Here is a 26,762-nt window from a genome sequence, read left to right as displayed (position 1 = left end):
TTGGCTAGAAGTTAAACCACCTTCTCCTTCAGAGGACTCACACCTCCAAGCAAATGCCCATGCTGGGCGTACAACGAAAAGGTGGCCGCCCCCTTTCGGGGACGGCCACCTTCAGCGTGCTAACTGCCTGGTGCCACCGGAATTACCTCCGGGGCGAACCGGGAAATTAGTTGCCGGTCAGCTTCTCGCGCAGTGCTGCAAGAGCCTCGTCCGAAGCAAGCGTGCCTGCACCGGTCTCGGCTGCAGCAGGCTCGGAGGAGTAGCTGGTCGTGCCGGAATCGCTCTCGCCGGACGTTGCGGCTGCAGCGTCGTCGGCAGCGTGCTGGGCAACCTGCTTCTTGTGTGCTTCCCAGCGGGTCTGGGCGTCAGCGTACTGCTGCTCCCAGGCTGCGCGCTGGTTCTCGTAGCCTTCAAGCCACTCGTTGGACTCCGGGTCGAAGCCCTCCGGGTACTTGTAGTTGCCCTCTTCGTCGTACTCAGCGGCCATGCCGTAGAGAGCCGGATCGAATTCGGTGCTGTCGGCGTCAACGCCCTCGTTAGCCTGCTTGAGGGAGAGGGAGATGCGGCGGCGCTCGAGGTCGATGTCGATGACCTTGACGAACAGCTCGTCGCCAACGGAGACAACCTGCTCAGCCAGCTCCACGTGGCGGACTGCCAGCTCGGAGATGTGAACGAGGCCTTCGATGCCGTCTTCGACGCGAACGAACGCACCGAACGGAACCAGCTTGGTGACCTTACCCGGAACAACCTGGCCGAGGGCGTGGGTGCGGGCGAAGGTCTGCCACGGATCTTCCTGCGTAGCCTTGAGCGACAGGGAAACACGCTCGCGGTCCAGGTCGACTTCGAGAACCTCGACGGTGACTTCCTGGCCAACTTCGACAACCTCGGACGGGTGGTCGATGTGCTTCCAGGACAGCTCGGAAACGTGAACCAGGCCGTCTACGCCGCCCAGGTCCACGAAGGCACCGAAGTTGACGATGGAGGAAACGACGCCGGGACGGACCTGGCCCTTTTCCAGCTTGTTGAGGAACGTGGAGCGGACCTCGGACTGGGTCTGCTCGAGCCATGCACGGCGGGACAGCACAACGTTGTTGCGGTTCTTGTCCAGCTCGATGATCTTGGCTTCGATCTGCTGACCGATGTACGGAGCAAGGTCGCGCACACGGCGCATCTCGACGAGGGATGCGGGCAGGAAGCCGCGCAGACCGATGTCGAGGATAAGACCACCCTTGACAACCTCGATGACGGTACCGGTGACGACACCGTCTTCTTCCTTGACCTTCTCGATGTCGCCCCAGGCGCGCTCGTACTGAGCACGCTTCTTGGAGAGGATCAGGCGGCCTTCTTTGTCTTCCTTGGTGAGCACCAGGGCTTCGACCTGATCGCCAACGGAGACGACGTCTCCGGGATCAACGTCGTGCTTGATGGACAGCTCGCGGGAGGGGATGACACCTTCGGTCTTGTAACCGATGTCGAGCAGAACTTCGTCGCGGTCGACCTTGACGACGGTACCTTCGACGAGATCTCCGTCGTTGAAGTACTTGATGGTGGCGTCGACTGCTGCGAGGAAGTCCTCAGCGGTACCGATGTCGTTAATCGCGACTACGGGGGTACCGGGCTTCTCGGTGGAGGTGATGGTCATGTAGTAGGGGCTCCGTTGTGGATAGTTAGTCGGTCAGGCGGACCGCCGCCCACCCGTATTGACGAGTGCGCGGATGATGGCAGAACGCATGGTTCTGCCAGGTTCATCCTGATTTGTGGATTCTAGATACGCGCACGTAGTACACGCCCGTTTATTCTAGTCGTACCCTCCAACGCCGGTCAAAGCGGCAGGGGCTGGAATGACGGCCTGAAACCGCTTTAGAAATGCGTCAGGCAGTGCGGTGCGCGTTCGACGGCGAACATGAGCCGTGCCCGGAGTGCGGCACCGGACGCGTGTTCCTGAATCCGTCCCGCCGCCTTCAATGTCACCGGGCACACGGCGCCAAGGTAAATGGAGGCGAGATCGGCCACGTCCAGCGACAGGTCGGGTTGCACCCCGGCCGGTGCTGCCGAAACACTGGCCTCACCGGCGCTGACGTCCAGGATGAAGGTTCCGCCGGCGAATCCCAGGGCGTCCTCAACGGCGAGGACCAGCCGCCCGTCTGAGGAGTATCGGCGGGCACCGAGCGCCTGAACGCTGTCCAGGATCCGGAGCCAGAGCATGTCCCGGTGGTCGGAGGCTTCGACGCAGCGCGGGTCCCCAAGCGCCCACACCAGGGGATCGTCCACCGGCGCGTCGGCCCAGCTGACACGCTGGATGAGGTCGATGCTGCCCAGGAACTGCCAGAGCTCCAGGTAGGCATCATCCGTTGCTGCCACAAGGTCCACGACTTCCACCGTGTAGGGCTTGGTGTCCCAGCCGGCGAATTTATAGGAAACGTAGCCATCCACTGCCCCGGCAGCGTTGTAATGCAACGCGCACTTGATGGCCTCGTCTTCCTTGCCGTCGCGGCCCACGGTTCCCGAGACGTTCTGCCGGTAGGCATCCTGCCGGACGATGGAACCGGGAGTGTGGCGGTGCACGCGGTCGAACACTTCAGGGGCCAGTTCGAGGAGCACCTTCCGGTCGGCGATCTCCACTGTGCCGGAAGGCTGGTGGCGGAGGTCGAACCGTGGACCGGTATCCACCTTGATGCTGCGCTCAAACGTAGCCACGCCGTAGCCGAACCTGCCGTAGATGGAGCCCTCGGAAGCGGTCAACGCCGCAATCGCCAGGCCGTCCGCCTTCGCCGCGGTAAGGTCTTCGGTCATCATGCGGCGCAGGAGGCCCTGGCGCCGGTGGGTTCCGCGCACGGTCACCGCAGTCACCATGTGCGTGAGGAGCTGGCGGCCGTAGCCCACATTGAGGTCGCGCCGGAGTGTGCCGAATGTTGCCACCGGGATACTGGCATCCAAGGCATGCTGGGCCACTGCACCCGTCTGGTAGACGCCGGTCAGCTCACGTCCGTCCGTGCGGTACATGGCCATGATCTTGTCCACGTAGTCGTCGTTCCGGCGGGTGTCGTGGAATCCGAAGCCCACGGCCTGGATCCACTCGGTTCCCTGCTCATATCCGGGCACACCTTTCTCGGCTGCCCTGAAACGACGGATCTCGTACTTGTCTGCCACGTGCTGCTCCCCCTTGAACGGAATGAATCACCGCGCAGGACGCCGGGTTGGCGGCGTCCTGCGCGTCATGAAACTGTTAGTGCCCGGCGTCGTACCAGCTCGGGCCGACGCCGATCTGGACGTCCAGCGGCACGCTGAGGTCCGCGGCGGAGCCCATCTGTTCGGTGACCAGCTTCTCCACCGTTTCCCGTTCGCCGGGGGCAACTTCGAGCACCAGTTCGTCATGGACCTGGAGCAGCATGCGCGATTTCAGGCCCTGGGCCTTCAGCTCCGCGTGAACGCCCAGCATGGCCCGTTTGATGATGTCTGCCGCCGAGCCCTGGATCGGTGAGTTCAGCGCGATGCGTTCCGCATTTTCGCGCAGCTGCCGGTCCGTGCTGGTGAGGTCCGGCAGGTACCGCCGGCGGCCCTCGATGGTGGCGGTGTAACCGTCGATCCTGGCCTGGTCCACCACGCCGCGCAGGTAGTCGCGGACGGCCCCGAAGCGGTCGAAGTATTCCTTCATCAGGGTGCGTGCCTCGTCAACGGAAATCTCCAGCTGCTTGGAGAGCCCGAACGACGTCAGGCCGTAGGCAAGGCCGTAGGACATTGCCTTGACCTTGGAACGCATCGCGCTGGTGACCTGGTCGGTGGGGACGTGGAAGATGTTCGATCCGACGAACCGGTGCAGGTCCTCGCCGTCCCGGTACGCCTGGATCAGGCCTTCATCGCCCGAGAGGTGCGCCATGATCCGCATTTCGATCTGCGAATAGTCCGCGGACAGGAGGCATTCATAGCCGTCGCTGACCACGAAGATGCCACGGACCCGGCGGCCCTCCTCGCTGCGGATGGGGATGTTCTGCAGGTTGGGATTGTTGGACGAGATCCGGCCGGTGGCGGCGACGTTCTGCGCGTATGTGGTGTGGATCCGGCCGTCCTCGGTCACGGACTTCTTGAGCGACTCCAGCATCTGGCGTAGCTTCGAGGACTCGCGGTGCGCCATCAGCTGCACCAGGAATTCGTGCCCGGTCTTTTCCAGCAGGTTCTTCAGCGAGGCGGCGTCGGTGGTGTAGCCGGACTTGATCTTCTTCGTCTTCGGCAGCTGCAGCTCCTCGAAGAGCACGGTCTGCAGCTGTTTGGGCGATCCCAGGTTGACCTCGTGGCCGATGGCAGCGAAGGCAAGCTCCTGGGCGTTGTCGATCACCTTGGCCAGGTCAGCCAGCTGTTCATCCATTCGCTGCATGTCGATCGCGATGCCGGCGAGCTCCATGTCGGCCAGCACCCTGCTGACCGGCAGCTCAAGGGTGGAGAGCAGTTCCTCCGCCTTGCGCTCCTTCAGCTCCGCTTCAAAGTAGCGGCTGAGCGTCTGGACGACGGCGGCGGCGTGGACGAGTTCGCCGGCTGCGGCCGAGTCATCGCCGTCGAACGAAAGCTCCAGCTGTCCGGCCTTCGCAACGGCGGGAGAGATTTCGATGTTGAGGTGGTGCTGCGCCAGCTCCGCGAGCTCGTAGGTGCGGCGGTCGGGCTGGATGAGGTAGCCGGAAATCGAGGTGTCGTCCACGACCCCTTCAAGTTCCAGGCCGCGGGCCGTCAGGGCCTTCAGGGCGGCCTTGAAACCGTGCATCACCTTGGGCGCTTCCGGGTCGCGCAGCCACGCCGCCAGGACGTTTTCGGCCTCGGCGTCCTGGGTGGACAGATCGATGTAGGCGGCTGCTCCGTCCCGGACGATTGCCAGCGCGGCGGCGTCCTCCCCGATCCGTCCCGGAACGAGGTCGACGGCGAGGGCGGACCGGTGCCCGGCGCCTGCCGCCAGGAACGCGGTCAGCTCGGCTGCTCCGGCCGGCGTGGCGTACTCCGGGATGTCCAGGCTTTCCCGTTCGGCGAGGTCCACGTCGTCGCTCCCGTAGAGGGCAAAGAGGCGGGTGCGGATGGTCTTGAACTCCAGCTCGTCGAACAACTGCTCCAGGGCGGCCTGGTCCGGCCGCGGCTCGGCCAGGTCGTCCAGGGTCACGGGAAGCTCCAGGTCGGTGTGGAGCCTGTTCAGCCGGCGGTTGCGCTTGACGGACTCCACGTTCTCGCGCAGGGCGTCGCCAACCTTGCCGCCGATCGAGTCGAGGTGTTCCAGCACGCCTTCCAGCCCGCCGTAGAGGTTGATCCACTTGGCGGCCGTCTTGGGGCCGACGCCGGGCACCCCCGGGAGGTTGTCCGCCGACTCCCCTACCAGGGCGGCGAGGTCGGAGTATTCGGCCGGGGTGACGAAGTACTTTTCCTGGATGGCAGGGGCATCCATCCGGGGAATGTCGCTCACGCCCTTCCTGGGGTACAGCACGAACACGTTGTCCGTAATCAGCTGGAAGGCATCGCGGTCGCCCGTGACCAGCAGCACTTCGTAGCCTGCCTTTTCGCCCATGGCGGCGAGGGTTGCCAGGATGTCGTCCGCTTCGTAGCCGGGCATCTTGATGGTCTTGATACCCCACGCGCCCATGACCTTGTCGATGAGGTCGATCTGGCCGCTCATCTCGCGGGGCGTCTCGTTGCGGCCGCCCTTGTACTCGCTGTACTCGGCCTTACGGTGGGTGGTCTCATCGGAGACGTCGAACGCCACGGCGACGTGGGTGGGCTGCTGCTCCTTGATCAGGTTGATCAGCATGGAGGTGAAACCGTGGATCGCGTTGGTGTGCTGCCCTGCAGCGGTGGAGAACTTGTCCGCAGGCAGGGCGAAGAACGCCCTGAACGCCATGGAGTGCCCGTCCAGCACCAGGAGGCGGGGCTGGTCGGTGATGGGAATCACGGGGGCCACGGTGGCGGAAACCGGCTCCGCGGTACGTGTGGTTTTGCGGGCGGGCTTGGCCGCAGCCACTGAGGCGGACTCAGTTGAGGGTAGGACGTCTGCTGCAGTGCCTGCAGCAAGAGGGGCAGGGGCCGGTTTGGTAGTTTCACTCACAGGTGCCAGCCTAGTTCCCATGATGGACAATTTCACGCCCGGACAGTTCGCCGACGAACTGGCAGCCGCCGGCGTCCCCGAAGAAATGCATGAGTGGCTCGGCGAATACGGCGTCGGGGCGCTGGTGGTGAAGATGGGGATTCATTTCCTCGAAATGAGCCCCGAACGCACAGTGGCCACCATGCCGGTTGAAGGCAACACCCAGGTGGCCGGGATCCTGCACGGGGGCGCCCACGTGGTGCTGGCCGAGACCCTTGGCTCGTTCGCTGCCGGGATGCATGCCGGTCCGGGACGGCAGGCTATGGGGATCGAGGTGGGAGCGACCCATCACCGGGCCATTGCCGCGGGCACGGTGACAGGAACCTGCACGGCCATCCATCTGGGCCGTACGCTCACCACCCACGAGGTCGTGATGACGGACGAGCAGGGCCGCCGGCTTTCCACTGCCCGCATCACCAACCTGATCCGGGACATCGCCCCCTGACTTCCCTTAACCGGGCCCGTCAGCCGGGCAGGTTTCAGCCGAGCCGGTACCGCAGTTCCACGATTCCCCTGCCCATGGTCTTGGACGCCACCAGCTCCAACGGCCGGGTGGGGCCGGTCTTGATCGGCAGCACAGGCTTACCCGAACCCAGCACCACCGGGATGATGGAAACGATGATTTCGTCCAGCAGGCCGGCGTCGGCGAATTGGGCCGCGAGCTCTCCCCCTCCCACCAGCCAGATGTTCTTGCCGGCCGCCTCCGCCGCGAAGTCGTCCATGAACTCGCGGACGTCGCCGCGGATAAACGTGATGTCCGCTCCCCGCGGCGCGGAATGTTCGTGGTGCGTGAAAACCCAGCTCGGGGTGTCAGGGTAGGGCCAGTTGCCGGGCTCGTGCTCCATGAGCCAGGCATACGTTTCGCCGCCCATCACGATGCAGCCGACGTCGGCCATGAACGTTTCGTAGCTTTCCCGGCCGCCCTCGAACCCGTCGAACTGGAGGAGCCATGCCAGGTCGTCGTCGGACGTGGCAATGAATCCGTCGAGTGACGAGGCCACAAAATATTGGAGACTGGACATGGGCCCAGCCTAGTCATTTGGACTCGGGGTTCCCATACTCCACGCGCATGCCGGGATCATCGCGGAGCACCACCACTTTGCCGCTGCGGAGCGTCCAGCCTTCGTTGAGCAGGAATATGCGTCCACCGCTGACCACCAACAGCCGCAGGCCGCTGTACTGGTACACGGGATGTTCCGCTGTTCCGCTGGACTGTTCGCGGACGTTGGGCGCGCTAATCCCCAGCCGGTCCTTGCTGTACACCACGGCGGTGGGCAGGAGCGCGGACCGTTCCTCATAGCTCACCGCCAGTCCCCGTCCCAGCGCCTGGGCAAAATCGGAGGTGCCCCAGAACAGCAGCAGGGTCACGAGGCAGAACACCAGCGTCTTCTCGGACCCCCGCGACAGTGCGGCCAGGCTGCGTCCGGACGCTTCCGCCGCCCGCCGCCAAAGACTCAGGCCCCAGGCCGCGAGCAGCACGCCGCCGGCCATGATGTAGGGCACGAACAGCACGGTGCGTTCCGGCTGGACGATCACCACCAGCCACATGGCAGCTGCACAGGCCAGGCCGGCAAAAAGAATCACCGCCGCGAGCCGCCGGATCCCCGCCACCCTGCCGGCGGCGAGGTGTCCGGCTAGGAACCGGTCCAGGGATAACCACGCAGCAGCGACAAGCAGCAGCCAGACCAGCGGAATGAACAACGACGGGATGCTGCGGAGCACGAAATCCTGCACCGTGTAGCCGAAGAGGCTGACGTCCAGTCCCATCGCCTTCGCCTGGGCATCAGTCCGTGCCCAGCCGAAGTAGACCAGCAGGGCGGTGGCAATGGTTAGTGGCGGGCCGATGACCGCCAGCATGTCGACGGCGCGCTTCCAGCGGGGGTCCGCCTCCGGGTCGCCGCTCATGGCTGCGGTTCCGTCAGCCGTGTTGTCGACCCGGACTGCGGCGCGGACTGCGGCGCGGACGCCGGCGGGGTCGTGGCGGGGCCTGACGTGGGCGGTGCAGTCGGGGTGGGGCCGGGACCGGGCGGAGACTGGTCGGAATACACCAGCACTGCCGCGCCGGAAACCGGTGGAGTGGCCTCCACGGTGATCCGGACAGCGGACGTTCCTGTGGCCGGAGGGGCGGAAAAAACGAACGGACCGAACTGCGGGCCGAACTGCTGGCCGCCGTTGTCGATCGGAGTGCCGTCCACCAGGATTCTGTCCACGTTCACGAAGAACCCTTCCAGCCGCACCTGGGTGCCGCCGGCGGCGGAAACGGCGGGGACGGGCTGGCCGGCGAATGGCCCGTCAAGGACAGTCAATCCTGTCAGGTGCCGGGGGCAGTCATCGCCCACTCCTGCTGAATCCACTTGAAGCCGGACTCCCGGGTGGGCGGCCCGGAGGTCCACGGCCTGGCGTAGGGATTCCGTGATCTTGATTTCCCAGCACCTTTCGGGCGGCAGGCCCGCCACGCCGGAGAGCGCAGACCTGGCCCGGTCCCAGTCCCCGGGCAGATCAGTGGCCAGCGCCTGGCAGGTGGCCTCCGCAGCTGTCCACACTTCAGGAAATGCCGTGTTGAGGGTCGACTCGCGCAGGCCGGCGCAGTCGCGGTTCCGCAGGAGTTCGTACAGAGTCCCCTCCGGCGGGTCGGAGGGCGCGGCCGGTCCGATGGGCACCCACCGGATCACGACGGCGCCCGGAGCGGGCGGAGGCCCGTCGCCGGGCCCGGGCAACGGGGCAACCGTCGGCGGGGCGTTGCTGGAGGCCGTCGATGTGGTGCCGGACGCGGCAGCGGATGCCGGCGCCGTCGTCGTTGTTGTTCCAGGCCCAGGAGGCGGGGAAGGCGGGATGACACATCCGCTGGTAAGGAAGAGCAGGCCCAGGGCCGCCATTGTTCCCGGCAGCCTGACCTGAAGCCGGCGTGGTCGTCGGCCTCGGAGCCGGCCGGCTTGACCGGCTGTCAGCCCGGCCGCTGCCACGGTTTGACTGTGCATGACAGACCCACCTGCTCGCGGTTCCCGGCGGGGGAACCGGCCCGGATAGAACCCTTCGGGATGACTCCCGGCATCGGCCGGCTGCGGGGCCGGACCAAACACGCTGAAACAGTGTTAACTATTCCCCCGATGGGCGATATCCGCCAGAGCAGCACCTTGCGTTCCAGCCGCGGGGCCGGGCCGGGGCTACTTGCTGAAGTACGGGATGATCAGGTACAGGCCGAACAGCACCGCGAGCCCGCACAGTCCGAAGCAGACGTACGCCAGCGACTTCATCCACCGCGGCGCGGCCTGCTCGGGGTCACCCGCGATCGCGGTGAACCGGACTCCGACGGAGTAAAGGACCACCACCGTCACGGCCGCCAGGAGCGTGGCGCCCGCTACCTGGACCAGTTCCAACCATTTCATTTGTCTCCACCGTTCAGCTTGTGGGCGCGACTGGCGGCCAGTGCCTTCTTCTTGCGGAAGCGGACGGCCTGCCCTGCTTCCTCGACCTCCACGGCATTGTGGTGGCCAACATGGGACTTTCGGGACTGCACGAACATGAACAGCACTGCGCCGGTTCCGGCGACGGCGGCAATGATGACACCGACGATGCCGGTTTTCACCAGCAGGGCGGTCAGGGCGCCGACGATCCCGGCGGCGGGCAGCGTGAAGAGCCAGCCGACGGCGATCCGGCCGGCGGTGCCCCAGCGCACCGAGGTGCCCTTGCGGCCCAGCCCCGAGCCGATGACGGATCCGGACGCCACCTGGGTGGTGGACAGGGCGAAGCCCAGGTGCGAGGAAGCGAGGATCGCCGAGGCCGTGCTGGCTTCGGCGGCGAAACCCTGGGCGGGTTTGACGTCGGTAAGCCCGGATCCCATGGTGCGGATGATCCGCCAGCCGCCGGCGTACGTACCGATGGCAATGGCGAAGGCACAGGCTGCGATGACCCAGAACTGCGGACCGGAGCCCGGCTGCTGCGTTCCGGCGGCAATCAGTACCAGGGTGATGATGCCCATGGTCTTCTGCGCATCGTTGGTTCCATGCGCCAGTGCTACGAGGCTTGAGGTGAAGATTTGGCCGGTGCGGAAACCACCACGCTTCTGGGTGAGCTTGCTGCCGGTCTCCGGGTCGTGCCGGGACGTCAGCGCGTACGCGAGTCGGGTGCAGACGTACGCCACGCCGCCGGCGATGACGGGAGCGAAGATTGCGGGGAGGATGACCTTTTGCATGAGGGATTCAAAGTTCACCGAATGAATGCCGATGCCGGCTATCGCCGCGCCAATGAGGCCGCCGAAGAGGGCGTGTGACGAACTCGACGGGAGTCCCTTAAGCCACGTGATCATGTTCCACAGGATGGCGCCCATCAAGCCGGCAAAGATGATGTCCGGGGTGATCTGGATACCGTCGGACCCTTCCTTGATGATTCCGCCGGAAACAGTCTTGGCTACTTCGGTGGAAAGGAAGGCTCCGACCAGGTTCAGGACCGCTGCGAGGGCAACCGCCGTTTTGGGTTTGATGGCACCGGTGGCAATAGGCGTGGCCATTGCGTTTGCGGTGTCATGAAACCCGTTGGTGAAGTCGAAAAAAAGTGCCAGCGCTATAACCAGCGCCACCATGAAGGTGATTTCCACCTGTTGCCCAATCTGCAGAGTCGACGGTCAGCAGTTCCACTTCCCCTTTGCCCCGTCCGCACGCAGCGTTACCCCGGTGTTTGCCGGAAGTTCAGGTGGTGTTGTTCGGAAGGGGCTTGAAACCCTATCGATCGTACGCGTCAACGCCGTGAGGACAAAACAACCGGCGGTCAAAGGAATGCCCGCACCGCCTCCAGTTCAGCGCGGGACAATCCGCGCCTGGGCTGCGGCGAAACCAGCAGCAGCCGCCGGCCAAGGATGGAAGCCCATGCCTGGGCCTCGGCCTCGTAATCGAGCTGGTCGTCGATCCAGACGGCGCGGTCCGGAGCAGCCGCCTCGATGTCCCGCTGCAGTGCCCGCAGTTTCCACCAGCCTTCGCCGCTGCCCAGTCCATTGCTGGCCAGTACAGGCCATTCCTGCCCGGCAAGGCCGATCGCGGGGCACAAATAGTCCGGTGCCATCTCCTCCCAGCTGGTGAGCCAGACGCATCGGAGGCCGGGTGTCCGGGACAGGGCATTGAGGGACTCCACCAGCTCACCGGCGTATGCCACTTCAAGCAGGCCGGCATCGGAAATTCGCCACCGGCTCCCCCAGTCCGTGGTGCCGGCCGCCCCGAACGGGCAGATCACGCCGTCCACGTCCAGGTAGAGGGAGACATTCCTCACGCCGGGGTCCTTTCCTCCGGGAGCTCCACGTCCTCCAAGAGGGCTCCACAAAAAACGTTACCGACGGCGGGCGGGGCGGGCAACGGCTTCCGTGCCAACGGAAAAGTGCCGGACACGCTCACGTGTCCGGCACTTCCCAGGGTGCAGCGCTAGGGCCGGGGCATAAGACTAGGCGGGGACTTTCGCCGCCGCTGCCGCATCCCGGACCGCGGGAACTCCGTCGCCGGACTGGCCGTACAGCCAGTCGTTGTACTGGAAGTCGTTGTCCTTCCGGCTCTTGAAGAGCAGGTTGCGCAGCGTCCTGGCCAGCCCCGAGACGTGCCAGGATTCGCCCCAGAGGCGGGCGGTGCGCTGGACCCGGGCGGTGCGGCCGGCGCGGATGGTGTTGAACTCCTGGATCGCACCGTCCCAGGCTGCCGGATTGACGCCGTCGGCCGTGAAGACGGTGCCTACGGTGGCGTCCTGCAGCACAGCAGCGTCCTCAAGCGCCTGGCAGGCGCCCTGGGCGAGGTACTGGAGCATCGGGTGCGCAGCATCGCCCATCAGCACCATCCGGCCGGCGACCCAGTTTTCGATCGGGTCGCGGTCGTACATGGGCCAGCGGATGCCGGTGGCCAGGTTCTTGAGTGCGTCCTGAACCGCCGGAACGCAGTCCTTGTAGGCTGCCTCCAGCTCGTCGACGCCGCCGTACTGCTCTTCGCCGCGTTCGAAGGAAGCGGATTTGAAGACGGCTACGGTGTTCAGCAGCTCGCCCTTGCGCAGCGGGTACTGCACGAGGTGGCAGTCCGGGCCAAGGTAGACGATGACGTCCTCGAGGTCGGTCCTGGGGGTGTTTTCGGTGATCGGCACAGTGCCGCGGTAGGCCACGTAGGCGGAGGGGACCGGCTCGTCGTTGGCCACGAGGGGACGCAGGGTGGATTTGAGCCCGTCGGCGCCGATCACGACGTCGGCCTCGAAGTCCACGCCGGCGGCCGTGTGCGCCACGCCGCGTCCGTTGACGGTTTCGACGCTCTCGACCATGACATCGTTGACCAGCGTCACGCCGGCGGCTTCACAGCCTTCGAGGAGGACGCGGTGCAGGTCGCTGCGGTGGATGACGACGTACGGGGCGCCGTAGCGTTCCTCGAACTCCGCGCCGAGCGTCTGGCGGGTCAGCTCCTCCCCGGTCACGGCGTCGCGGAACACCAGGTGCTTGGGCTGGACACCGATTTCCAGCGCCTTTTCCAGCAGGCCCCAGCGGCGGAGGACACGGGAAGCGTTGGGGGCCATCTGCAGGCCCGCGCCCACTTCGCCGAATTCGGGGGCACGTTCCACGAGGGTGACGTGGGCGCCGTTTTCACGCAGCGCGAGGGCTCCGGCCAGTCCGGCCATTCCCCCTCCGATGACCAGGACGTCAGTGGACAGGACATCGGTGGACGTGGCGTGCTCAGACATTGATAGCTCCTGTAGGTGAGGGTGGGGTGGAAAGTTTTGACTTGAGTTTGAGTCCGACGGCGGCCAGCAGTACCGCTGCGATGGCGGCCGCGCCGGCGAAGGCGATGAAGTTGGAATTGACGCCCATTCCGGCGGCCAGCAGGAGGCCGCCCACCTGGGGTGCGACGACGGCGCCGATGCGGCCTGTCCCGAGCGCCCAGCCCAGCGCGGTGCCCCGCAGGTGTCCGGGATAGTGGCTCGCCACGGCGGCGATGATCAGGCACTGTGTGCCGTGGGTGCCGACGCCGGCCAGGACCAGCATGAGGTAGACCACGGTGACAGGCGGTCCCGCAACCAGTACCACCAGCGCACCCGCCGCGACGGCGGCGGCAGCGATCGCCGTCGGAATCGGACCGAACCGGGTCCCGGCCCAGGCGGTAATGACCGAACCGGCCACCGCACCCAGGTTGAGGGCCAGGGCGAAAGTCAGGGCGGAGCCCAGGTTGTAACCGGCCAGCTGCATGAGGTTGGGCAGCCAGGTGCCGAGTCCGTACCAGGCGAACAGGGTGGCGATCGTCGCCAGTGCGAACAGCAGGCTGACCCCCAGGTACGGTGCCCGGAGCAGGGAAGAGAAACCGGACGGTTCCCGGACTGCGGAGCCCTTTCCTGCGTTCTTCCGTGCGGCCTTTTCTGCTGCACTGACCGGGGTCAGTGTCTCCGGGAGGTATTTCAGTCCCAGCGGCACCACGATCACCAGGGCCAGGACTGCCGCGAGGAACATCGACTGCCAGCCGAAGGCCGGAATCAGCTGGATGCCGACCAGCGCGGCGATTGATCCGCCGATCGGGACACCGGACATCATCAAGGTGGCGATGGTGGACCGCCATTTAGTGGGAACGAGTTCGGCAACCAGGGCGTTCGCCGACGGCACCAGGCCGCCGAGCCCGATGCCGGCAAGGAGCCGCAGGGCGCCGAAAACGGCGGCGTTCGGAGCGAAGGCGCAGAGGACGGTGAAGATGGAGAAGACGACGGCGCAGCCCAGGATGGTGCGGCGGCGGCCCCACGAGTCGGCCATCCGGCCGGCAAAGATCGCACCGATCATCATGCCGAGGAATGCCATGGACCCGATGGTCCCGGCGGTGGCCTTGTTCAGGCCCCAGCCCGTCTCGGTGATCAGTGAGGACTGGACAGTCCCGTAGACGATGAGGTCATAGCCATCGAAGACCACCAGTAGCCAGCAGACGAGGACGGCGGCGGCCGAAGCTTTCGAGAACCGTGATGCAGGCCCATCAGCGGTTGTGGGGGCGGAAGCCCCCTGCGAGGACCGTTGCGGCACTGCAGCGGAAGGTGTGTGATTCATGCCACTACTGTCATGGCCGTTGGAGGTGAACCACAATACAATTCTGATGTGCAGAAAGAGCCAGCAGCCAAACCGGCCTCCAGGTCAGTCCGGAAACCCGTGCAGAAGCGGCCCACGTATTCCATCGAGGCAGTGGACAATGCGCTGCAGCTCCTGCAACTGCTCCGCGATGGAGGAGCGCTGCGGCTCAAGGACGCAGCCGAGGAACTGGCCGTTGCTCCGTCCACCGCCCACCGCCTCCTGGCGATGCTGGTCTACCGCGGGTTCGCAGTGCAGGATGAAACCCGCCGGTACGTGCCGGGCCCGGCCATGGGCGTCGGCCCCGCCGGGTTGAGCTGGACCCGGCTGCTCCGCTCGCTGGCCCAGCCGCACATGGAACTGCTGTCCGCGCAGCTGAACGAGACGGTCAACCTCATGGTGCGGGTGGGCACGAAAGTGCGTTTCCTGGCCACCGTGGAAGGAAACAATGTGTTGCGGGTTGGTGACCGGCAGGGGACGGTGATGCCCGCCAACAAGACCTCCGGGGGCAAGGCCATGCTCGCCGAACTGGAACCCGCCATGATCGACCAGCTCTTCCGCAGCAACAACGCCGAGATCGGCGGCGATACCATCCCGGACGCCGAGTACCCGGGGTTCCTGCGCGAGCTGGAGTCCATCCGCAGCAACGGCTTCGCCGCCAATTTCGAAGGCACGGAGGAGGGCGTGAGCGCTTTGGGGATTGCCCTGCACAACCGTCACGGAAAAGTGGTGGGCGCCCTCAGCGTCGCCACTCCGGCGACTCGTTTTCGCAGGGTGTTCGACGCCGGGCTGGTTCGCGCGATGCGGGAAACCTGCCGTCAGCTGGAGATAGACATCGCGGCCAATCCGGCCGACCCGGATTAGTAATTCTGACCAGCAGAATATGTTGGAGCTCACAGCGCAGCCCTCCGTAGAGTCGAGACACGCCAACGAACTGTTCCGCACTCACCGAGGAGGCACCTGTGTCCATCAGCGCCGAGAACACAACTCATGAATCAGTGGCCGCCAGCCACGCCCTGCCGGAGCCGACACCGGAGGAGGCCGCGCAGCTTGAGCAGCTGTACCGGGACTTCGACCGGGAGAACCTGATCCCGTTGTGGACCGAGATCGCGGACCTGATGCCGATGGTCCCCTCCCCGAAGGCAGTCCCCCACGTCTGGCGCTGGAGCGACCTGTACCCGCTGGCGGCCCGTGCCGGTGACCTGGTGCCGGTGGGCCGCGGCGGGGAACGCAGGGCCATTGCGCTGGCGAACCCGGGACTGGCCGGTACGCCGTACGCGACTCCGACGCTGTGGGCTGCGATCCAGTACCTCGGTGCCCGCGAGACCGCTCCGGAGCACCGCCACTCGCAGAATGCCTTCCGCTTCGTCGTTGAGGGCGAGGGTGTGTGGACGGTGGTGAACGGGGATCCGGTGCGGATGTCGCGTGGCGATTTCCTGCTGACTCCGGGCTGGAACTTCCACGGCCACCACAACGACACCGATGAGCCGATGGCGTGGATCGACGGCCTGGACATCCCGTTCGTGCACTACGCCGACGCCGGGTTCTTCGAGTTCGGCACCGAACGCGTCACCGACGAGGCCACCCCGGATATCTCCCGCTCCGAGCGGCTCTGGGCCCATCCCGGGCTGCGGCCGCTCTCGGGCCTGGATGACACCACCAGTTCCCCGATCGCCGCGTACCGCTGGGAATACACCGACCGGGCGCTGACCGAGCAGCTGCTGCTGGAGGACGAGGGCCACCCGGCCACCGTGTCCCAGGGCCACGCCGCGGTCCGCTACACCAACCCCACCACCGGCGGGGACGTGATGCCCACCATCCGGGCCGAGTTCCACCGCCTCCGCGCCGGCGCCACCACCGAAGCCGTCCGCGAGGTCGGCTCCAGCGTCTGGCAGGTCTTCGAGGGCTCCGGCACCGCCACCCTGAACGGCGAGGTCAGGACCCTGGAGAAGGGCGACCTCTTCGTGGTCCCGTCCTGGGCCGAATGGTCCCTGCAGGCCGGCGCTGACTCGAACGCAACCTTTGACCTGTTCCGCTTCAGCGACGCCCCGATCTTTGAACGACTGAACTTCAACCGCACCTACATCGAAGGACGCAAGAACGCATGAGACTCCTCACCCTCCGCACCGGCACCGGCACCGGCCAAAACACCGTAGCTGTCCGCCAGGACGGCGATACCCTGACCGAAATCGACGGGTTCGCCGACGTCGGGGCACTGCTCCGCACCGAAGGCTGGGAAGCGACCGCGAAGGCCGCGACCGGACCGACGCACCCGGCCGAGGGCGCGGACCTGGCCCCCGTGGTGCCGTTCCCGGGCAAGATCATCTGCGTGGGCCACAACTACCGCAACCACATCAAGGAAATGGGGCGGGAAATCCCCGAGTACCCCACCCTGTTCGCCAAGTACCAGGAATCCCTGATCGGCCCCAACGACGACCTGGCCCTGCCGCAGGAATCCGACACCGTGGACTGGGAAGCCGAACTCGCCGTCGTCATCGGCAAGAAGGGCCGCCGAATCAGCGAAGCCGACGCCAAGGACCACATCGCCGGGTACTCCGTGCTGAACGATGTGTCCATGCGCGACTACCAGTTCCGCACCATCCAGTGGCTCCAGGGCAAGACCTGGGAGAACTCCACCCCGTTCGGGCCCGCCCTGGTCACGCAGGATGAATTCACCGCCGGCCCGCTGATGACCTCGGCCGTGGACGGCGACGTCCAGCAGTCCACCCCGACCGGTGACCTCGTGTTCACCCCGGAATTCCTGGTCTCCTACATCTCCACGATCATCACGCTGAACCCCGGCGACGTGATCGCCACCGGCACCCCGGGAGGTGTGGGCCACGCCCAGGACCCCAAGCGCTACCTGCAGGAAGGCCAGATCCTGGTCACCACCATCGAGGGCCTGGGCCAGCTGACCAACCGCGTGGTCAAGGAAGCCTGATGGTTGCCCGCCACGACCGGACCACGGACCCGGTCCTGCTCGAGGGTTTGCTGCAGGCACGCCGGGGCACGGCGTTCTTCGCCCGCAAGCTCAACGAGCTCCCGGACGCGGAACTCGACGGAGATTCGCTGCTTCCGGGCTGGACCCGGCGGCACGTGACAGCCCACATCGGCTACAACGCGCGGGCCATCGCGCGGCTCATCGAGTGGGCAGCCACCGGCGTGGAGACGCCCATGTACGCCTCCACGTCGGTGCGGGACCACGAAATCAACTTCGGCGCGACCCTGCCGCCGATCGCGCTGCGGCACCTGTTCGACCACTCCGCCGTGCACCTGAACGTCGAATGGCGGGACCTCCCCGCAGAAGCCTGGCACCACAAAGTCAAAACAGCCCAGGGCCGGATCGTCCCTGCCGAAGAGACAGTGTGGATGCGCACCCGCGAAGTCTGGGTCCACGCCGTGGACCTGGACAACGGCGCCACGTTCACCGACATCCCCGCACCGGTCCTGGCCCGGCTGCTCAGGGACATCACCGGCGCCTGGCACACCCGCGGCACCGACACCGGACTGCTCATCAGAGTCACCGACCAGCCCGGCGGCATGACCTTCGGCGACACCAACGCCGAAACACCGCTCGTCGTCTCCGGCCCGCTCGCTGCCATCACCCAATGGGCCACCGGCCGCGGCACCCACGGCGTGACAGCAACAAGCACTGGCCTGCCCGAGGTACCGCCAGCACCCAAGTGGATCTAGTACCCCGGCAGCCGGTTCCGGACATGAAGGTGGCCCCCTCCGCGGAGGGGGCCACCTTTTGTGTACCGGGGGTGCCTGCTATTCCTCGTGCTTGATCTTGTGCACCCGGGTGACCACCGTGGGGCACGGGACCCGCAGCAGGACCGCGTGGGCGGTGGAACCGAGCAGCAGCCGGCTGAACCCGCCGCGCCCGCGGCTGCCGATCACCAGGAGCCGCGCGTTCGCGGCGGCCTCCACGAGGGCCTTGGCCGGATCGGTGTCCTTGTCGAGCACCTGGTTCACCACGAGGTCCGGGTACTTGTCCCGCAGCCCGGCGACTGATTCGGCGAGCACGATTTTGTCCTCTTCCTCAATGACTTCAGCCAGGCCGCTCGCAGGCATCCCGCTCTGGACCCAGCGGGCGGGGCGCCGGAATGCCAGCAGGGCCGTCAGCTCATCCCCTTCACGGTCGGCCTCCGCCGCGGCAAACGCCACCGCCTGAAGGGACTCCTCCGAACCGTCCACGCCGACAACAACGCCGCGTCCCTGCGGCCCCTGGGCCTGCGGTATGACTGCCACCGGGCTGTCCGACGCGGTAACAACCTGAAGGGCCCGGTCCGTCATGGGACCCCCGTCGGCCCAGTGGCGGTGGTGCGAGCCGATGACCACCATGGCGGCCTCTTTGGACATGTCCTTCAGGGCCGAGCCTGCGCTGCCATGCCGCAACTGCACGTCGACGGCGACGTCGGGTTCCTTCTTGGCGGCATCCTCCTGGACCTGCCTCAGCAGCTCCATGCCTGATTCCCGGATCAGTTCGTGATACTGGAAGTCCGGCGACATCCACCGGTCGTCCACTGCATGGACTGCAATGACCGGGAGCTTCAGCTGCGCTGCCCGGTGCAGCGACCACGACATTGCGGCCTCACTTCCCGCGGAGCCGTTGATGCCGACGACGATTGGTTTGCTCATTCGAATCCTGCTCTTCTCCATCGCGTTTTCGGATCAGCACGCCGATGGCCGCTGACACCTTCAGTGTGCTCCGGGGGCAGAGGCACGGGTTAGGGCCTTAAGCCCCTCACCGGCCACTGAGCCCCGCGCGTAGCGTCAGCCCCATGGAGGACACCCGGGCGGACCCGGCCGCCCCCGCACGGCCCAAGCCGTTCCTTCGCCGCTGGTTCCTGTGGGTCACGCTCGGTGAGAGTGCAGGCTTCCTGGCTCCCGCCGTCGTCGCGGTCTTTGTGATCATTCCGGACACGGCCGGCGCCCTGGCGTGGCTGGCCGTGGCGGGCGTCGCAGAAGGCACAGTCCTGGGACTTGCCCAGGCACACGTACTGAAGCGGGAGCTGCCCGGGCTCCGTACGCGGTCGTGGACCGTCCGCACCGCTGCCGGCGCGGCGCTGGCCTGGCTCATCGGTCTTGCCCCCAGTACATTCGCAGCACAATGGCAGGCCTGGCCGCCGGTCCTGCAACTCGCCGTCGCCGTGCCCGGAGCCTTGCTGCTCCTCTGTTCGATCGGCCTGGCGCAGTGGCCGGAACTGCGCCGGCACGTCGCCCGCAGCGGACGGTGGGTGGCCGGGAACGCCCTCGCATGGTGCGTCGGGCTGGGACTGTTCTTCGCCGTCGCACCTCCGCTATGGCAGGAGGGACAGCCGCCGACGACGGTAATCGCCATTGGTGTCGCGGCCGCCATCCTGATGGCGGCCGGCATGGCGCTGGTGACCGGGCTGGTAATGGACCGGCTGCTGGCCGCCAGGGGAAACACATGACCCGCCTCCGGCGGGACCCGGCAGCTTTTGCTGCCGACGGCGAGCGCTTGCGGATCTCGGGCGGCATGGCCGGATTGATGTCGGCAGCGCTCGGCATAGCGGGCGGATCCATGGAAGTCCTCCTCACCGGGCCGTGGCCAACCGCCTCCGACGCAGGCTACGCGGCGTTCCTGCTGGCCAACCGGACGCCGGTGCTGGCCCAGAGCATGCTTTTTGTGTTCAGTTCAGCGGCCCTCATCTGGTTCCTGGGCTATGTCCGTTCGTACCTGTACCGCAAGGAAGGCGGCCCCGGGACGCTGGCTGGCATCGCGTTCACCGCCGGCGTGCTGGGCGCTGGCTTGAACATCCTGGGCCAGGCTGCCCAGATCACGCTGACGCTGCCGTCGCAGGCCGCGGTGGCACCGGGCGTGGCAGCCGCCGTCGCCGATCTGTGCCTCGTCACGCTTGCGCTGGCGAACCTGCCCGCCGGGGTGATGTTCACCGCCATTGCTGTGGTGTCGCTGCGGATGAAGGCATCCCCCGTGGTCCTGGGCTGGATCGCCGCCTGTGCGGCGGCAGCCTCGTTCCTGTCCGCACTGTCTCTGATTCCGGAGAGCGGGCCGCTGGCCCCCATGGGCTGGCTGACCACCTTGCTCCGGCTGGTGCCGCTGCTCTGGTACGTTCCCGCGGCCGTCCTGCTGATGCGGCGCCCTGTTTGACGCAACGTCCTGCCCGGCAAGACGCCGCCCGGCAAGACGCCGCCCGGCAAGACGCCGCCCGGCAAGACGCCGCCCGGCAAGACGCTGCCCGGCAAGACGCCGCCCAACAATGCGCCGCGTGCGGGAATTTCAGAACCCGGTGGGTTCCGTTTCGAACTCCGGCTCGTGTGGTGCAGCTTCGTGATGGAGCGGCCGAAGTGCCGAGGTCTGCTCCAGCCAGATCAGTGCGTCGTAGCGCCCTCCCATCCGGGTGGGGACGTAATTCCCGTGTTCACTGGCCGGCCGGTAGACAACGCCGATGGCCCTGTGCCCCAACCAGGCCGACAGCCATGGCCCGGACCTGTCCCTGCCGAATTCCAGCAAAGCCGGTGCGCCCAGCGCCTTGTGCAGCAGTTCCTCGTGGCTTCCTGCCCGCGCCTCCGGTACCTTCAGCACCCGTTCCGGGGAGCCCCATTCATCGGCAGCCATCACTGTTCCCGCATGCGACGCCAGCCCCACGAGGGTCACACCTTCGGTCCCATGGCGCTCGCGGAGCAGCTGGCCCACGTTCACCAGCCCGTCCCGCGCCATGTCGGTGGCCCGGGCATCCCCCACGTGGGTGTTGTGCTCCCAGATGATGCCCTTGGATGCCGGGCCCAGATGTGCACTGAGCCGGTCCACAGTGTCCGCCATGTGATGGTCCCGGACATTCCAGGACTCGCGGTTCCCCTGCACCATGATGCGGTAGTAGTGCTCGGCGTTGGCGGCGACCACGGCGTTCTGCACGGCGTCGAAGGCCTCGTCACTTTCGACACGTGGTTCATGGTCCCGCAGCGACAGGGCCCGGGTCCGCACCTCGGCGAGCAGGGCGACGACGTCCGCCTCGCAGGATTCCGGGACCAGCCTGGTGCGCCACGCGTACTGGTGCGGGTCTTCGTGATGCGGAAGGAAGCACTGCCATGCGCGCATGGCCGCAGGAACGGCGTCAGGCTCGTTTCCCTGGAGCCAGCCGATGATTTCCCGTAGGGAATCCCACAGCGAGTAGACGTCCAGGCCGTAGAAGCCAACGCGTTCGGCCAGGGGGCGCTCCAGGTTCCAGCCGCGCAGCCAGTCAAGGAAACCCGCCACTTCCTCGTTCGCCCACATCCAGGTGGGCCAGCGCTCGAACCCGGCGAGCATCGCGTGGACCCCGGAGTCCAGCCCGGTTTGTCCCCGAACCCAGCGGTTGATCCGCCAGCAGTCCGGCCAGTCACCCTCGACTCCGATCCAGCTGTACCCCTGCTCCTCGATCAGCCGCATGGTCAGGCGGGCACGGACGGTGTAGTACTCATGGGTGCCATGGGATGCTTCGCCGATGGCCACAAACCGGCCGGAGCCGGCTTTGTGGACCAGCCCGTCGAGGTCCCTGAGACCGGTAAGCGGACGGGCAAGGGACCGGATCTCGTCCGGCATGCTCATGCCGGACAGGTTTCCGGTGGTCACGTCGGGTCCTCGAGGGAGATGCCTTCGAGGTACTCCGGGACGCGTACCCGCCAGCCGAGTTCCCGCTTGATCCGGACCCGGAGGGCGTCGGACGCCTCCGGCTCGCCGTGGGTGATGTAGGTCATCCGTGGTTCCCGTTCGGCCGCCTTCATCCACTCGATCAGCCCGTCGGCATCCGCATGCGCTGACAGGCTCTCCATCTGGATCACCTCGGCCCGGATGCGGATGTCCTCACCGTAGATCCGAAGCTGCCGTTCACCGGCGGCGAGCGCGGCACCGCGGGTTCCGCCCGCCTGGTAGCCGCTGAGGACGATGGCGTTCTTCGGGTCTGATCCGTATTCGGCGATGTGGTGCAGGATCCTGCCACCGGTGAGCATGCCGCTGGCGGAGATGATCACCATCGGGCCGCCGCGGAGATTGAGCAGTTTCGAGTCGTCCACGGTGCGGGTCATCTTGGCCACTTTGTACATGTCCTCGTATTCCCGCTGCTTGAGCCGGTGCTCATCCGGGTGGCGCTGGTACATCCCGGAGGCGTCGATGGCCATGGGACTGTTGAGGTACACGGGGATGTCCGGAATCGCGTTCTTGCTGCGGAGCCGGGCCAGGTGCAGCATCAGCGTCTCCGCCCGTCCCACAGCGAACGCGGCAATCATGATGACGCCGTTCTTCTTCGCCACGCGGGTGATGATCTCCCCCAGTTGCAGTTCCGGATCCAGGCTGGAGTGCTTGCGGTTTCCGTAGGTGGACTCCGTCACCAGGATGTCAGCGGCACCCAGCCCGCGGGGAGGAAACATCAGGGGGTCATCGGTGCGGCCGAGGTCCCCGGTGAAGTGGACGGAGTGCTGGCCCGCCTCGAGCCGGATCTGGGCAGCACCCAGAATATGGCCGGCCGGCAGGAACGTGGCCGAGATTCCCCCTCCCAGTTCCAACGGGGCATCGAATCCCTGTTCGCGGAAACTGTCGAGCGACTTGACCGCGTCCGCGGCGGTGTAGAGCGGTACCGGCGGGCTGTGCCGGGACGATCCCCGCTGGTAGGCGTATTTGGCTTCCTCTTCCTGCAGGTACCCGCTGTCGGGCAGCAGTAGCGTGCACAGTTCAGTGGTGCCCTCGGTGGCATACACCGGCCCCGCGAAGCCGTCCCGGACCAGGGCGGGGACATAGCCGGTGTGGTCAAGGTGCGCATGGGTCAGCAGCACGGCGTCTATGGAGCGCGGCTGGACGGGGAAGGGAACCCGGTTCCGGTCCCGGAGCAGCTTGTAGCCCTGGAAGAGCCCGCAGTCCACCAGGATGCGCCTCCCGCCTGCTTCCACCAGGTATCTCGAACCGGTCACGCTGTCCGTGGCTCCGAGGAACCGGAGTTGCGGGTGTCGGTCTCTCATGGTGCTCCCTGTTCCCGTCGGGCAGCGTTCCCGTAACCGGGAAGTATCTCCTAGCTTCCGCTTCTTCCCGGAGGCCACGTAGGGCCGAAAGTCATAGCTGCCCCGGTGTTCCCCGCGCCTATCCGGCAGTCCCGGCACGGCAGTACGCTGGACCCACCCCTTGGAGACGTCGTATGGCTGAACAGGATCCAATAACCAGCGCCCGCGCGGCGTACGCCCGCAGGGACTGGCCCGCGGCACGGAACGGGCTGCTCGCCGCCAGGACGACCACCGGCCTGGCGCTACCGGACCTGGACGCCCTGGCCGACGCCATGTGGTGGCTGGGCCGCGTTCCCGAATCGTTGTCCGTGGCCGAGGAACTGTACAGGGGCCTTGCCGGTGCAGGAGACCGGCCGGCCGCGGCCATGAAGGCGATCATCCTGTCACTGCAGTGGGGAACCCGAGGGGACCTGATGGTTGCCTCCGGCTGGCTCAACAGGGCGCGGCGCCTGCTCCAGGATCTGCCCGAAGGCCCCGAGCAGGGCTACCTGCTTTATCTCCAATCCGTAATGTCACTGGACCTGGAAGAAGATCCCGGACCGGCGAGGGCGGCTGCAACCGAACTCGAGGCCATGGCCGGCCGGCAGTCGGATCCCACCCTGGGATGCTTTGCCCGCGTGCTGGCTGGCCTGGCTGGCGTCCGTGCCGGACGGACCGAGGAAGGGTTCAACGAACTGGACGAGGCCATGTTGCCGGTCCTTGCCGGGGACGTTGCCCCCGTGTGGGCCGGGGACATCTATTGCACGGTCATCCACCTGTGCCACCAGCTCGGGGACCTGGCCAGGATGCGGGCCTGGACCGGCGCACTGGAGCATTGGACCGCGGACCAGTCAGCCACTTTTGTGTACACCGGCGTGACGCGCATCCACGAGCTGCAGCTGGTCAGTGCCGAAGGCGGCTGGGATGAGGTTGAACGGGAAATAGGCGCTTCGAGCGACAACCTGGTGGATGCGCACGGCTGGATGGCCGGCGCCGGCTACTACGAGCTGGGTGAGGTGCGCCGGCTTCGCGGCAACGCTGCCGGGGCCCTGGCCGCTTTCGGGCGGGCACGCGGCGTCGGAGTCGACCCGCAGCCGGGAGAGGCGTTGCTCCACTATGCTGCCGGCAACAGCGCACTGGCGCTCAACCAGTTGCGCGCCGCCCTGGGCGAGAGCCGGCTGCTGGACCGGGCCAGGCTGTTATTGCCCGCCACGGAGCTGGCGCTGGACCAGCGCGAGGCGGCGCTCGCCGAGGCGTTCGCGTCGGAGCTGGAGCGGACGGCAGCCCGGTTCGCCTCTGCGGGCCTCCGTGCGTGGGCATGCCAGGCCCGCGGCGACGTCCTGCTGGCGGCCGGCCGTGGCAGCGACGCACTGCCCCTGCTGGAAGCCGCCGCCCGGACGTACCGGGCGCAGCGGGCCCGCTACCGCACGGCCCGGATCCATGAGCTGCTCGCCAGCTCCCGCCGCAGCCTCGGCCAGGCCGGTGCTGCCGACGCCGACGTCGCCACCGCACTCGCCATCTACCGGCAGCTCGGCGCTGTCCCCGACGTCGAACGGCTGGAGCGCGACGCAGCAGCCGGCACCGGCGGGAGGGACAGGAACGGCCTCACCGCCCGTGAACGCGAGGTGCTGGCCCTCATCACCACGGGGGCCAGCAACCGTCAGGTGGCGGCAGCCCTGGTCATCAGCGAAAAGACAGTGGGGCGGCACCTCGCGAACATCTTCGGCAAGATCGGAGTCTCCACCCGGACCGCCGCGGCGGGCTGGGCCAGGGAGCACGGCATCACCTGACTGAGGGCAACAACAACTGGACAACGCACGACGACGGCGGCGGGCGGGCGCCGTCGTCGTCGTGCGCTGGTTGCCTTAACCGCTCCGCGCGCGGGAACCCCTGCATCATTCGCCCCATGCCCCCGGCGAAAGTTGCATCATCCGCCCGACGCGGGGCTTGCCGCCTCGAAAGTACTTTCGAAGTAGCCGGACAGGGACGTCCGCCGACCGAAAGGAAAGAACGATGACCACCACCGATACCAACCTCCACACAGGCGCCGGGAAGACCGCGTGGGACGACGGGTTAGTGACAGAGGACGCCGTTGAGGCCGGCGCAGCCCGGTTGCTCGGCATCCTCAACGACAGCTCCGCAGCCCTCCTGGCCAGCGTCGGCCACCAGACGGGGCTGTTCGATGTGATGGCCGGACTGCCCGCGGCCACGAGCGAGCAGATTGCGGATGCGGCGGGCCTCAACGAACGCTACGTCCGGGAATGGCTCGGCGGCATGGTGACGGCCCGCTTCGTGGAGTACCGGCCAGCCCGGTACCCACACGCTGCCGGAACCTACCGGCTGGACCCCGCGCTCGTTCCGTCCGTCTCCGGGCCCGGAGTCGACAACCTGGCCCGCATGCTGCAGTACGTCACGCTGATGGGTGAGGTGGCCGGCAGGATAGCGCAGAAGTTCCGCACGGGCGGCGGCCTGGGATACGGGGACTATCCGGATTTTATGCACATCCAGGCCAGTGACAGCGGCTCAGTCCACGACGCTTCCCTGGTGTCCGCCATCCTCCCGCTGGCCGGCTGCGTTGACCGGCTGCGGGCGGGCATCGACGTCGCAGATATCGGCTGCGGAGCGGGCCACGCCGTGAACCTCATGGCCGGGGCCTTCCCCGCGAGCCGGTTCACGGGCTACGACTTCTCGGAGGATGCCGTGCTGGCGGGACGGGCGGAAGCCCGACGGCTGGGACTGGGAAACGCCCGGTTCGAGATCCTGGACGCAGCCGCCCTGGACGTCGTGGAAGGCTTCGACCTCATCACCGTCTTCGATGCCGTCCACGACCAGGCCCGGCCGGCGCAGGTGCTACACAACATCCACCAGGCGCTGCGCCCGGACGGCACGTTCCTCATGGTGGACATCAAGGCCTCCAGCAACGTTGCCGACAATGTTGGGCTGCCGTGGGGAACGTTCCTCTACGCGATCTCCACGTTCCACTGCATGTCCGTCTCCCTGGCGCAGGACGGGGACGGGCTCGGCACGGTGTGGGGCGTGCAGCTGGCGGAGTCCATGGTGCGGGCTGCGGGCTTCGGCACCGTTGAGGTGAAGGAGCTCGACGAGGATCCGTTCAACGCCTACTTCGTCGCCAGGAAGTAGGCGCCGAACGCCTCCCGCAGCCGGTCCCGCTGCTGCCTGGGTCCGGCTACTGCTTGGGACCCGCGATGTTCACGAGCCAGGCGACGCCGAACTTGTCCGTGCACATGCCAAAGGTGTCGCCCCACGGCGCCTGCTCAAGGGGCACCGTCACGGTCCCGCCGTCGGACAACTTCTCCCAGTACCCGCGCAGTTCGGCGTCGTCCTCGCCGCTGAGGGAAACGGAGAAGTTGTCGCCGGGGTTGAAGCTCATGCCGTTGGGCGTATCGGCGCCCATGAGCACCAGGCCGGATTCGGTGGTCAGCATGCCGTGCATGATCTTCTCCTGCTCCGACGCGTCCTCGCTGGCATGGAAATCGCCAAAGGTGCTCAGTGCCAGTTCGCCTCCAAATACGGACTGGTAGAAGGTCATGGCGTCCCGTGCGTTGTCCCTGAAGCCCAGGTAAGGATTAAGTGTCGTGGTCATGG

Annotated in this window: 25 protein-coding genes; 10 read left to right on the top strand and 15 right to left on the bottom strand. The window is 66.7% G+C overall.

The window, feature by feature from the left end; translation table 11 throughout:
• Positions 1 to 166: 166 nt before the first annotated feature.
• The 3 genes from rpsA to polA form a co-directional block, all read right to left on the bottom strand.
• Positions 167 to 1,642 carry a 30S ribosomal protein S1 gene (rpsA, locus tag PV761_RS10865; RefSeq protein WP_018773018.1) on the bottom strand — a complete coding sequence of 492 codons (1,476 nt, stop codon included), beginning with the start codon at positions 1,640 to 1,642 and terminating at the stop codon, positions 167 to 169.
• Between the two features lie 218 nt (positions 1,643 to 1,860).
• Entirely contained in the window at positions 1,861 to 3,150 is a 1,290-nt protein-coding gene (locus PV761_RS10860) for a GNAT family N-acetyltransferase (RefSeq protein ID WP_028269320.1), read from the bottom strand.
• Positions 3,151 to 3,226: 76 nt separating this feature from the next.
• On the bottom strand, positions 3,227 to 6,094 hold the full coding sequence (gene polA / locus PV761_RS10855; RefSeq protein WP_347896607.1) for a DNA polymerase I: 2,868 nt from the start codon (positions 6,092 to 6,094) through the stop codon (positions 3,227 to 3,229).
• Here polA and PV761_RS10850 point away from each other — a divergent pair.
• Entirely contained in the window at positions 6,093 to 6,557 is a 465-nt protein-coding gene (locus PV761_RS10850; protein ID WP_028269322.1) for a hotdog fold thioesterase, read from the top strand. The genes polA and PV761_RS10850 overlap by 2 nt on opposite strands.
• A 34-nt stretch (positions 6,558 to 6,591) precedes the next feature.
• On the opposite strand, the gene PV761_RS10845 is transcribed toward PV761_RS10850, so the two are convergent.
• Genes PV761_RS10845 through PV761_RS10835 form a run of 3 tightly spaced genes read right to left on the bottom strand, consistent with a single transcriptional unit; the run spans position 6,592 to position 8,772 of the window.
• Entirely contained in the window at positions 6,592 to 7,134 is a 543-nt protein-coding gene (locus PV761_RS10845; protein WP_347896605.1) for a dihydrofolate reductase family protein, read from the bottom strand.
• Positions 7,135 to 7,147: 13 nt separating this feature from the next.
• The gene (locus PV761_RS10840) at positions 7,148 to 8,017 is read right to left on the bottom strand and encodes a hypothetical protein (protein WP_347896603.1); all 870 of its coding nucleotides are present in this window, start codon (positions 8,015 to 8,017) and stop codon (positions 7,148 to 7,150) included.
• Positions 8,014 to 8,772 (bottom strand): hypothetical protein, encoded by a 759-nt coding sequence (locus tag PV761_RS10835; protein ID WP_347896601.1) that lies wholly within the window; start codon positions 8,770 to 8,772, stop codon positions 8,014 to 8,016. Before PV761_RS10835 ends, PV761_RS10840 begins: the two co-directional genes overlap by 4 nt.
• On the opposite strand from PV761_RS10835, the gene PV761_RS10830 reads away from it, so the two are divergent.
• Positions 8,765 to 9,010, top strand: a complete 246-nt coding sequence (locus PV761_RS10830) for a hypothetical protein (protein ID WP_347896599.1) — start codon at positions 8,765 to 8,767, stop codon at positions 9,008 to 9,010. The genes PV761_RS10835 and PV761_RS10830 overlap by 8 nt on opposite strands.
• 266 nt (positions 9,011 to 9,276) lie before the next feature.
• On the opposite strand, the gene PV761_RS10825 is transcribed toward PV761_RS10830, so the two are convergent.
• From PV761_RS10825 to PV761_RS10805, 5 genes are all read right to left on the bottom strand, one after another.
• Positions 9,277 to 9,498 carry a hypothetical protein gene (locus tag PV761_RS10825; protein WP_028269327.1) on the bottom strand — a complete coding sequence of 74 codons (222 nt, stop codon included), beginning with the start codon at positions 9,496 to 9,498 and terminating at the stop codon, positions 9,277 to 9,279.
• Positions 9,495 to 10,706 (bottom strand): inorganic phosphate transporter, encoded by a 1,212-nt coding sequence (locus tag PV761_RS10820; RefSeq protein WP_043437366.1) that lies wholly within the window; start codon positions 10,704 to 10,706, stop codon positions 9,495 to 9,497. The genes PV761_RS10825 and PV761_RS10820 overlap by 4 nt, the downstream gene beginning before the upstream one ends.
• A gap of 170 nt (positions 10,707 to 10,876) precedes the next feature.
• On the bottom strand, positions 10,877 to 11,371 hold the full coding sequence (locus PV761_RS10815; RefSeq protein WP_347896596.1) for an HAD domain-containing protein: 495 nt from the start codon (positions 11,369 to 11,371) through the stop codon (positions 10,877 to 10,879).
• A gap of 168 nt (positions 11,372 to 11,539) precedes the next feature.
• A complete protein-coding gene (locus PV761_RS10810; protein ID WP_347896594.1) occupies positions 11,540 to 12,805 on the bottom strand; it encodes an FAD-dependent oxidoreductase in 1,266 nt (421 codons plus the stop codon).
• Positions 12,798 to 14,144 (bottom strand): aromatic acid/H+ symport family MFS transporter, encoded by a 1,347-nt coding sequence (locus PV761_RS10805; RefSeq protein ID WP_347896592.1) that lies wholly within the window; start codon positions 14,142 to 14,144, stop codon positions 12,798 to 12,800. The genes PV761_RS10810 and PV761_RS10805 overlap by 8 nt, the downstream gene beginning before the upstream one ends.
• Before the next feature lie 48 nt (positions 14,145 to 14,192).
• Between PV761_RS10805 and PV761_RS10800 the strand changes: the two genes are divergently transcribed.
• The 4 genes from PV761_RS10800 to PV761_RS10785 all read left to right on the top strand — a co-directional run bounded on the left by PV761_RS10800 (position 14,193) and on the right by PV761_RS10785 (position 17,855).
• On the top strand, positions 14,193 to 15,026 hold the full coding sequence (locus tag PV761_RS10800; RefSeq protein ID WP_347896590.1) for an IclR family transcriptional regulator: 834 nt from the start codon (positions 14,193 to 14,195) through the stop codon (positions 15,024 to 15,026).
• 98 nt (positions 15,027 to 15,124) lie between these two features.
• Positions 15,125 to 16,270, top strand: a complete 1,146-nt coding sequence (locus tag PV761_RS10795; protein WP_028269332.1) for a cupin domain-containing protein — start codon at positions 15,125 to 15,127, stop codon at positions 16,268 to 16,270.
• Entirely contained in the window at positions 16,267 to 17,103 is an 837-nt protein-coding gene (locus PV761_RS10790; protein ID WP_347896587.1) for a fumarylacetoacetate hydrolase family protein, read from the top strand. Before PV761_RS10795 ends, PV761_RS10790 begins: the two co-directional genes overlap by 4 nt.
• Entirely contained in the window at positions 17,103 to 17,855 is a 753-nt protein-coding gene (locus PV761_RS10785; RefSeq protein ID WP_347896585.1) for a maleylpyruvate isomerase family mycothiol-dependent enzyme, read from the top strand. The genes PV761_RS10790 and PV761_RS10785 overlap by 1 nt, the downstream gene beginning before the upstream one ends.
• Before the next feature lie 78 nt (positions 17,856 to 17,933).
• On the opposite strand, the gene PV761_RS10780 is transcribed toward PV761_RS10785, so the two are convergent.
• Positions 17,934 to 18,803: a universal stress protein gene (locus PV761_RS10780; RefSeq protein ID WP_347896583.1), complete on the bottom strand. Its 870-nt coding sequence runs from the start codon at positions 18,801 to 18,803 to the stop codon at positions 17,934 to 17,936.
• A gap of 143 nt (positions 18,804 to 18,946) precedes the next feature.
• On the opposite strand from PV761_RS10780, the gene PV761_RS10775 reads away from it, so the two are divergent.
• Together PV761_RS10775 and PV761_RS10770 are read left to right on the top strand one after the other, a co-directional pair.
• Positions 18,947 to 19,600 carry a hypothetical protein gene (locus PV761_RS10775; protein ID WP_347896581.1) on the top strand — a complete coding sequence of 218 codons (654 nt, stop codon included), beginning with the start codon at positions 18,947 to 18,949 and terminating at the stop codon, positions 19,598 to 19,600.
• Positions 19,597 to 20,298: a hypothetical protein gene (locus tag PV761_RS10770; protein WP_347896579.1), complete on the top strand. Its 702-nt coding sequence runs from the start codon at positions 19,597 to 19,599 to the stop codon at positions 20,296 to 20,298. The genes PV761_RS10775 and PV761_RS10770 overlap by 4 nt, the downstream gene beginning before the upstream one ends.
• 129 nt (positions 20,299 to 20,427) lie before the next feature.
• Here PV761_RS10770 and PV761_RS10765 read toward each other — a convergent pair whose 3' ends face one another.
• Together PV761_RS10765 and PV761_RS10760 are read right to left on the bottom strand one after the other, a co-directional pair.
• On the bottom strand, positions 20,428 to 21,759 hold the full coding sequence (locus tag PV761_RS10765; RefSeq protein ID WP_156037039.1) for an erythromycin esterase family protein: 1,332 nt from the start codon (positions 21,757 to 21,759) through the stop codon (positions 20,428 to 20,430).
• A complete protein-coding gene (locus PV761_RS10760) occupies positions 21,756 to 23,138 on the bottom strand; it encodes an MBL fold metallo-hydrolase (RefSeq protein ID WP_028269339.1) in 1,383 nt (460 codons plus the stop codon). Before PV761_RS10760 ends, PV761_RS10765 begins: the two co-directional genes overlap by 4 nt.
• Positions 23,139 to 23,311: 173 nt before the next feature.
• Here PV761_RS10760 and PV761_RS10755 point away from each other — a divergent pair, with 173 nt between their 5' ends.
• Positions 23,312 to 24,946, top strand: a complete 1,635-nt coding sequence (locus PV761_RS10755; protein ID WP_028269340.1) for a LuxR C-terminal-related transcriptional regulator — start codon at positions 23,312 to 23,314, stop codon at positions 24,944 to 24,946.
• A gap of 223 nt (positions 24,947 to 25,169) precedes the next feature.
• Positions 25,170 to 26,297: a class I SAM-dependent methyltransferase gene (locus PV761_RS10750; protein ID WP_081818781.1), complete on the top strand. Its 1,128-nt coding sequence runs from the start codon at positions 25,170 to 25,172 to the stop codon at positions 26,295 to 26,297.
• 46 nt (positions 26,298 to 26,343) lie between these two features.
• On the opposite strand, the gene PV761_RS10745 is transcribed toward PV761_RS10750, so the two are convergent.
• Positions 26,344 to 26,760 (bottom strand): VOC family protein, encoded by a 417-nt coding sequence (locus PV761_RS10745; RefSeq protein ID WP_028269342.1) that lies wholly within the window; start codon positions 26,758 to 26,760, stop codon positions 26,344 to 26,346.
• Positions 26,761 to 26,762: the final 2 nt, after the last annotated feature.

This window comes from Arthrobacter sp. CC3, from assembly GCF_039907775.1.
GTDB lineage: Bacteria > Actinomycetota > Actinomycetes > Actinomycetales > Micrococcaceae > Arthrobacter.
Note: the sequence above shows the minus strand (reverse complement) of the source record. Positions and strands in the feature narration are given on the sequence as shown.

What these genes read in the sequence shown, in the direction of transcription:
- rpsA (WP_018773018.1), bottom strand. Translation starts at nt 1,642, where the DNA reads ATGACCATCACCTCCACCGAGAAGCCCGGTACCCCCGTAGTCGCGATT.
- PV761_RS10850 (WP_028269322.1), top strand. Translation starts at nt 6,093, where the DNA reads ATGATGGACAATTTCACGCCCGGACAGTTCGCCGACGAACTGGCAGCC.
- polA (WP_347896607.1), bottom strand. Translation starts at nt 6,094, where the DNA reads ATGGGAACTAGGCTGGCACCTGTGAGTGAAACTACCAAACCGGCCCCT.
- PV761_RS10845 (WP_347896605.1), bottom strand. Translation starts at nt 7,134, where the DNA reads ATGTCCAGTCTCCAATATTTTGTGGCCTCGTCACTCGACGGATTCATT.
- PV761_RS10840 (WP_347896603.1), bottom strand. Translation starts at nt 8,017, where the DNA reads ATGAGCGGCGACCCGGAGGCGGACCCCCGCTGGAAGCGCGCCGTCGAC.
- PV761_RS10830 (WP_347896599.1), top strand. Translation starts at nt 8,765, where the DNA reads ATGGGCACCCACCGGATCACGACGGCGCCCGGAGCGGGCGGAGGCCCG.
- PV761_RS10825 (WP_028269327.1), bottom strand. Translation starts at nt 9,498, where the DNA reads ATGAAATGGTTGGAACTGGTCCAGGTAGCGGGCGCCACGCTCCTGGCG.
- PV761_RS10810 (WP_347896594.1), bottom strand. Translation starts at nt 12,805, where the DNA reads ATGTCTGAGCACGCCACGTCCACCGATGTCCTGTCCACTGACGTCCTG.
- PV761_RS10805 (WP_347896592.1), bottom strand. Translation starts at nt 14,144, where the DNA reads ATGAATCACACACCTTCCGCTGCAGTGCCGCAACGGTCCTCGCAGGGG.
- PV761_RS10790 (WP_347896587.1), top strand. Translation starts at nt 16,267, where the DNA reads ATGAGACTCCTCACCCTCCGCACCGGCACCGGCACCGGCCAAAACACC.
- PV761_RS10785 (WP_347896585.1), top strand. Translation starts at nt 17,103, where the DNA reads ATGGTTGCCCGCCACGACCGGACCACGGACCCGGTCCTGCTCGAGGGT.
- PV761_RS10780 (WP_347896583.1), bottom strand. Translation starts at nt 18,803, where the DNA reads ATGAGCAAACCAATCGTCGTCGGCATCAACGGCTCCGCGGGAAGTGAG.
- PV761_RS10775 (WP_347896581.1), top strand. Translation starts at nt 18,947, where the DNA reads ATGGAGGACACCCGGGCGGACCCGGCCGCCCCCGCACGGCCCAAGCCG.
- PV761_RS10770 (WP_347896579.1), top strand. Translation starts at nt 19,597, where the DNA reads ATGACCCGCCTCCGGCGGGACCCGGCAGCTTTTGCTGCCGACGGCGAG.
- PV761_RS10760 (WP_028269339.1), bottom strand. Translation starts at nt 23,138, where the DNA reads ATGAGAGACCGACACCCGCAACTCCGGTTCCTCGGAGCCACGGACAGC.
- PV761_RS10755 (WP_028269340.1), top strand. Translation starts at nt 23,312, where the DNA reads ATGGCTGAACAGGATCCAATAACCAGCGCCCGCGCGGCGTACGCCCGC.
- PV761_RS10750 (WP_081818781.1), top strand. Translation starts at nt 25,170, where the DNA reads ATGACCACCACCGATACCAACCTCCACACAGGCGCCGGGAAGACCGCG.
- PV761_RS10745 (WP_028269342.1), bottom strand. Translation starts at nt 26,760, where the DNA reads ATGACCACGACACTTAATCCTTACCTGGGCTTCAGGGACAACGCACGG.